This is a genomic window from Sandarakinorhabdus sp., from assembly GCF_031422795.1.
Lineage (GTDB): Bacteria > Pseudomonadota > Alphaproteobacteria > Sphingomonadales > Sphingomonadaceae > Sandarakinorhabdus.
In genome coordinates this window covers 1-6,310 of sequence record NZ_JANPML010000221.1, presented here as the reverse complement: position 1 = coordinate 6,310, position 6,310 = coordinate 1, and the positions used below count along the sequence as shown (strand labels likewise).

The window sequence follows — 6,310 nt, the reverse complement described above, 5'->3', positions numbered from 1 at the left end:
GCACCACCAGCCCCTGCGGCAGGTGCAGCACCGCGCCCAGCAATCGCACCAGGGCCGGGGTGGGATTGGCCAGCCCCGCCGCCACCACCAAGCCGGAGGGCGGCGCTGCCTGCCAACGCGCAATGGTAGCATCGATCAGCGCCGCCAGCCGCGTCGCGCCTTCGGTGCCGCCATGCCCGGTGCGTGCTTCGGGCCAGACGGCGATGATCAGTTCCAGAAAGGCCAATGTCTTGTGCCAATGATCGGCCAGATCCTGGCCATCGGCAGCAGCGCGCAAGGCTTCGGGTTCGATTTCCTCGGCCAGCAGCGCATCCAGCACCTCACCCAACGCATCGCCCAGCCGCAGCCGCTCCACCGCCGAACGCTCATCGCCCGGTAGACTGGCTGCCAGCCGCGCCAGTTCCAGCCGGCGCACCAGCGGCGCCACAGCGGGCAGCAGCACGTCTGCACCTGCCGCCAGTCGATCGAAGCCGCCGTCATCCAGATCCCCCACCGGCACCATGCGTGGCAGCAGCAGGCCGCCGCCGGACCCTGCGCCGGATTTGGCATTGGGCAATTGCCGCACAAAGGCTTCGGTCAGCGCGGTCACTGCACGGCGATTGGGCAGCAACACCAGAGTGCGCGCCAAGGCCAGCGGATCGCCCGCCGTGCGCGCCAACAACCCGGCCGCCAGCGCATCGGCAAAAGCAACGTGCAACGCGATGTTGAACACCGGTGGACGCAAAGGTGGGTGCATGGGGGCGCGCGTTGAGGGGCTGGTCACGTTATCCAGCATAAGGCCAGTTGCAGCGCGTGCCAGCCCCTGATTGGCGATATCGCCTGCAGATATTCGGCGGCGCGGTGGTTCCGCCCAGCCTCCCGATCCACTCTGGGTGAAACCAGGGCGGCGGGTGAGTGGGCCACCCGCCGCCGGCCCTCCGGGGGGGAAGTGAGAGAGCTTCGGATCAGGCGGCCGCGCTGCGCTGATAGCGGGCGCGGACCCGATCTGCGGTGCGCAGCGCATCGGCCGCCAGCGCCAGCATCGCCTGATAGGAATCGGGTGAGATGCCCAGAAAACTGCGACGGCCATCGCGTTGGCACGGACGGCGCACGATCAGGCCTTCCTTGGTCATGCCATTGATCCAGCGCAGCGCCGTGGTGCTGGGCACGTCCGCGGCAATGCACAGGCTGGTGACCGAGGTTTCGCGGCGCCAATAATGCGCCACCGCCAGATCGAGCAAAATGTCCCAAGCCGGTTCGCCCAGCGACAGGCCGGGCAGATGGCGGGCACGCAAACGGCGAATGCGGAACTGGCCTTCCAGAAAGGCAATGCAGTCACCTTCGGCAACATCGGTGCTGCTGGATTGCGGCTGGCCAACCAACTTGTCCGCCAGCGCGGCCAGGCCCTGCGCCATGTCGGCCACCTGGCGGGCGATGGCCGCCGATGGCTCTCCACTGCCGGCCAGCGCCTGCAGGGCCGCAAGATCCAGATTGGCGAGATCGACAGGCGGACGGTTCATTGCCTGCGGCGCAAAGCCGGGCTGGCCCTGCGGCGCCAAGCCGGGCTGGCCCCGATCGACCAACCGCCGTTCGGGCAACAGCCGTTCCGGCATTTCCCGTTCATCTCGGGCCGGCACGGCCTGGGCCCCGCTAGCGGCATCGCCCATCTCGTGTTCAGCCGTGTCGCGCTCGTCCGTGGCAGCGCGTGTTGATATGGGTTCTGCGGCCGAGCGGCCGGTGCCAAGCAAGCCTGACTCACCAAATTCACGCGAAAAACCCGTGTCGTACCCGACGTCAATCATCGACATCATGCCCCCATGACTGCAAGCGAACTATGGCTCGCAGGCAATGGTCTCTAACATTAGCTCCACTCTGGTGATGCAGAGGGGCTGGTCCATTATGGACAGTCCAGCCCGGGAAATTAGTTCATTAAGGTTTAATTCCGGCGACCATGCCGCGATTGGCCCGCGTTCGCCAACGCCTGCTGGCAACATGGCCAGGCACAGGCGCGCTGGTGGGCACACGGATTGACCGGATGGGAAACTCTCCACCTGCCAGCCGAGGATTTCGGCCAACATCGTCACTGGTTCATCCAGCATCGGTGGCAAGCCGAACAGCGCCAGCCGGCGCGTTGGCTCCGGCGCGTCGTTACGTGTTTGTGCCGCTTTTTCCGGATGAGAATGTTCAACAGCGCCGTCCGGCCGGGACCAACCCGGCCATCCGCCACTGTGTACAAAATCCTTGCTGATTACCCGCTGTGCAACACTCACTGGCCACCACTCCATCCGCCCGGCGCTGCAGCGCCACAATGGTGATAACGGCGGGTGGGTGATCGGCTTTCAGCATCAATCCGTGCGAAAAATGGTTAGCGGTGTCGATCCCGGCGCCGACTGCACGGGCTGCGGGTTGCTGTTATCCGGCAAAGGTGAACAAATCTTCCAGCACACTCAAACCCACCGGCAGCACCAGGCGATCCAGCCCCAGGCGCGCCAGCTGGTCTGCCAGATCTGCATCGCTGGCTTCCACGCGGATCACATTGCCGGTTTGTTGCAACACCAGCCGAGGGGCATCAGCACGCTGATCAGCATGCGCCTCCCAGCTCGGCCAGTTCTGCTTGCCATACCGATCCTGCGTGCCATGCCGATCCCGCACGCAATGCCAGTCCTGCGCGCCGTTGCCGTGCGGCGCATTGCCATCGCCCGATCCGCGATCGCTCAGCCCGCCATCCACCAACATCACATCGTCCATGCCCGGCACTGGCCAAGGCATCGCCGGATCGCCAGTACCAAAGGCGTCCGGAAACCGGCCAACCCAACTGCGCACCCGTGCGCTGGTGTGGAGAGGCTCAACCGCCCATCCCAGGATGGCCGCCAGCAATCTCGTTTTCTCAGCCTCATCCGGCCGTAATCCGATCATGCGAATACAGCGATTTGCGCACACGTCGGCCCTCTCCGACGACGCCGGCAACAATATCTCCACTATTTTTCCCCAACTCTAACCCTCGCACTTCCAAGGTTAACCGCTTGGTAACAGACGGCAAGATGCAACTTGGTCCATTTCGGTTGCGATCGGCGGTTCACCGTGGTGAACCACCAGCTCTCTCGACAGCGGGTCGGCAATTTGCTTCCATGCTGGTCCACACAAACACCAATTTGGGGAGAACGCGCATGTTCAGTCACATCATGCTGGGTGCCAACGACCTGGCCGCATCCAAGGCCTTTTACGATGCCACGCTTGCGGCCATGGGTGTTGCGCCGGGCTTTGCCGATGACAAGGGCCGCGTGTTCTGGATGACCCCCACCGGCATCTTCGCCATTTCAACCCCCATCGATGGCAGCCCGGCCTGCAACGGCAATGGCAGCACCGTCGGCTTTGCCATGGCCAATCCTGAAATGGCCGATGCCTGGCATGCCGCCGGCGTTGCCAATGGCGGCACCACCTGTGAAGATCCGCCCGGCGTGCGCCAGGGCGGCATGGGCGCGCTTTATCTCGCCTATCTGCGCGATCCGTCGGGCAACAAATTGTGCGCCCTGCATCGGATGCCCGCTTGATGCGCGGTCAGATCCTGTTGGCGGCGGCGTTGCTGCTGGCCGCCCCGGCTGCGGCCCAGTTGATCAAGGACCGCCCGGCCCTCACGCTGGCCGGCGCCCGCATCATCACCGATGCCGCCCAGGCCGAAGCCGACAAACGCGGCCTGAAGGTGACGATCGTGGTGGTCGATCCCGCTGGCGTGCCGATCGCGCTGCGCCGCATGGATGATGCGCCGCTGCCCGGCCCCGAAATCGCCACCGGCAAGGCGCAGACGGCGGCGCGTTTCGGCAATCCGACCGCCGTGTTCGAGCAGCGGCTGCAGAAGGAAGGTCAGTTGCGTTACCTGACCTTCCCGGGCGCGATGATCGCGTCTGAAGGCGGCGTCCCGATCAAGCGCGACGGCAAGACCGTGGGCGCGGTGGGTGTTTCGGGTGCAACTTCCCAGGAAGACGGCCTGATCGCCGCTGCCGGGGTGGCGTCACTGGAAGCCGAACTGGCCAAGGCGAAATAGGCCGCGGCGTGCAACACGGGCCGGGCGCGCAGGCAGTGGCCAGCGCGCTCGGCCCAGTTGTTTTTTCGGCAAGTCGTGCCGCCTCTTGCCGGTGATGGGCTGCCCGCGCTATTGAGGCGCAGCAAAACCGCACAGGAGAGACTGCCATACCACCGCCCCCACGCCGCATGATGAACACGCCAGCGCCGATGACCGGCCCGCGTTATGATGAATTCATCAGTGTTCCCAAAGTCCGTGTCATCGATCAGGACGGGGAAAATCTGGGTGTGCTCTACACCCGCGAAGCCATCGCCATCGCAGCTGAAGCTGGATTGAATCTGGTGGAAGTCTCCCCCGGCGCTGATCCGCCAGTGTGCAAGATTCTCGATATTGGCAAGTTCAAGTACGAAAGCCAGAAAAAGGCTGCCGCCGCTCGTAAGAACCAGAAGACGCAGGAGATCAAGGAGATCAAGATGCGTCCCAATATCGACGAGCATGATTATCAAACCAAGATGAAGGCCATCAACCGCTTCCTGGAAGACGGTGACAAGGTGAAGCTCACCCTGCGTTTCCGCGGCCGCGAATTGAGCCACGGCGAACTCGGCCTGAAGCTGCTGGAGCGCGTGCGCGACGAAACGGCGGAACTGGCCAAGGTGGAGCAACTGCCCCGCCTCGAAGGCCGCCAGATGCTGATGGTGATCGCGCCGAAATAAGCGGATACGGGCATGCCGATCGAAGCGCTGAACCACGTCCAACTGGCCATGCCACCCGGTCAGGAGGACGCGGCTCGGCGCTTTTATCGTGACCTGCTTGGTATCCCGGAGGTGCCGAAGCCCCCGGCGCTGGCAGCGCGCGGCGGGTGCTGGTTCGAGCGTGGCGCGCTGAAGGTCCATCTCGGCGTCGAAGTGGACTTCCTGCCCGCCCGCAAAGCCCATCCGGCCTTCACGGTCAGCAATCTGGCCGGCCTTATGCAGCAGCTTTTGGCCGCCGGCATCGCGGTGGATCGTGATGAGCCGCTGGCCGGCCATGACCGCTGCTATGTGTCCGACCCGTTCGGCAACCGCATCGAACTGATGGAGCCGCTGTGACCGGTCAGGGTGGCTGACAATTGCCAATCGGCGCTGCCGGCGCTAACCGGCGGCCATGTCATTCTTTGCCCCTGCCCTCGAAGGCACCAAACCTGAACATTATGCTCAATTCGGCCAGCAGCTCGCGCTGTTGATCGGTGACGAGCGCGATTTCGTTGCCAACATGGCCAATATGGCAGCGCTGATCTTCCACCAGTTGCCCGATCTCAATTGGGCCGGTTTTTATCTGATGAAAGATGGTGAGCTGGTGCTGGGGCCGTTCCAGGGCAAGCCGGCCTGCATCCGCATCCCGCTGGGTCGCGGCGTGTGCGGCACGGCGGCGGCAACGCGGCAAACCCAGGTGGTGGCCGATGTCCACGCCTTCCCTGGCCATATCGCCTGCGATGCCGACAGCCGGTCTGAAATCGTGGTGCCGCTGATCGTGGGGGGCACGGTGATCGGCGTGCTTGATCTGGACAGCCCGAAACCCGGCCGCTTCGATGAAGACGACCGGGCCGGGCTGGAAACCGCTGCGAGGCTCTTGCTTGGGTCCAGCCTGATGGCCTGAACGGTTGCCGGCGGGCCGGATTGGACCCCTTGCCGCCGGCGACTGCTCAGATCATTTTTCGATCTTCTCAAAGCGGACAATCGGGCCGCTGCCGTTGCTGGCGATGGCCGCATCAATGCCCTTCAGGGCGGCGGCGCGCTGATCGGCGGAAAGATCCCTTGATGCTTCGATAGCGCTGCGGGCCGACACCATGGCTTCGCGCACCTTTTTCTGCATTTCCATGCCGCAGGTGGCGAGCTGGCCCAGATCGGCATCGGCCGGCATCTTGATGCCATCCTTGTCGCAGCGGGCGCGCATCCGAGCGGTCACTTCGGCGATGCGGGCTTCGGCTTCCTTGCCGGCCAGGGCGGCGTGCTTGCCGGCCATTTCGGCCATTTCCTGATGGCGGATCACCACGATCTTCTTGCCTTTGGCGGTTTCCATCATCTTCACCATTTCGTCGGGGCCGTCGCCGTGCATCATCATCACGTGCGGGCCTTCGCCGCTGGTTTCGTCGGTCACCACCTTGCCATCCTTGATGATCATGGTGCGAACGGCCTGCTTGTCACCTTTGCCGGCTTTGCCATCCGCCTTGTGGTGGAAGATCATCACCTTGGGCGGGGCTGGCGGTGCCGGCGGAACAGGAAGCTGGGCGGCGGTTGGTGGAACCGGGAGCTCGACGGGCGTGGGCGGCGC

The 6,310-nt window shown here is 64.4% G+C and carries 9 protein-coding genes and 1 pseudogene; 5 read left to right on the top strand and 5 right to left on the bottom strand.

The genetic code is table 11. From position 1 onward, the window contains the following. The 4 genes and pseudogenes from RMO81_RS08340 to RMO81_RS08325 form a co-directional block, all read right to left on the bottom strand. Window positions 1-736: pseudogene (locus tag RMO81_RS08340) on the bottom strand (double-strand break repair protein AddB); the annotation flags it as partial. A 208-nt stretch (window positions 737-944) separates the two neighbouring features. Then, window positions 945-1,790, bottom strand: coding sequence for a hypothetical protein (locus tag RMO81_RS08335; protein WP_310475364.1), 846 nt, complete (start codon window positions 1,788-1,790; stop codon window positions 945-947). A gap of 21 nt (window positions 1,791-1,811) precedes the next feature. Continuing rightward, on the bottom strand, window positions 1,812-2,249 hold the full coding sequence (locus RMO81_RS08330) for a hypothetical protein (protein ID WP_310475363.1): 438 nt from the start codon (window positions 2,247-2,249) through the stop codon (window positions 1,812-1,814). Window positions 2,250-2,391: 142 nt separating this feature from the next. Next, window positions 2,392-2,727, bottom strand: coding sequence for a hypothetical protein (locus tag RMO81_RS08325; protein WP_310475362.1), 336 nt, complete (start codon window positions 2,725-2,727; stop codon window positions 2,392-2,394). Window positions 2,728-3,146: 419 nt separating this feature from the next. On the opposite strand from RMO81_RS08325, the gene RMO81_RS08320 reads away from it, so the two are divergent. The 5 genes from RMO81_RS08320 to RMO81_RS08300 all read left to right on the top strand — a co-directional run bounded on the left by RMO81_RS08320 (window position 3,147) and on the right by RMO81_RS08300 (window position 5,635). Further along, a complete protein-coding gene (locus RMO81_RS08320) occupies window positions 3,147-3,530 on the top strand; it encodes a VOC family protein (protein WP_310475361.1) in 384 nt (127 codons plus the stop codon). Next, window positions 3,530-4,021: a heme-binding protein gene (locus tag RMO81_RS08315; RefSeq protein ID WP_310475359.1), complete on the top strand. Its 492-nt coding sequence runs from the start codon at window positions 3,530-3,532 to the stop codon at window positions 4,019-4,021. Before RMO81_RS08320 ends, RMO81_RS08315 begins: the two co-directional genes overlap by 1 nt. Before the next feature lie 167 nt (window positions 4,022-4,188). After that, the gene (gene infC, locus RMO81_RS08310) at window positions 4,189-4,713 is read left to right on the top strand and encodes a translation initiation factor IF-3 (RefSeq protein WP_310475358.1); all 525 of its coding nucleotides are present in this window, start codon (window positions 4,189-4,191) and stop codon (window positions 4,711-4,713) included. Between the two features lie 12 nt (window positions 4,714-4,725). Further along, window positions 4,726-5,088, top strand: coding sequence for a VOC family protein (locus RMO81_RS08305; protein WP_310475357.1), 363 nt, complete (start codon window positions 4,726-4,728; stop codon window positions 5,086-5,088). Between the two features lie 55 nt (window positions 5,089-5,143). Continuing rightward, window positions 5,144-5,635 (top strand): GAF domain-containing protein, encoded by a 492-nt coding sequence (locus RMO81_RS08300; RefSeq protein ID WP_310475356.1) that lies wholly within the window; start codon window positions 5,144-5,146, stop codon window positions 5,633-5,635. 51 nt (window positions 5,636-5,686) lie between these two features. Here RMO81_RS08300 and RMO81_RS08295 read toward each other — a convergent pair. Continuing rightward, window positions 5,687-6,310: hypothetical protein (locus RMO81_RS08295; protein ID WP_310475355.1), on the bottom strand; the 624-nt coding region annotated here is incomplete at its 5' end.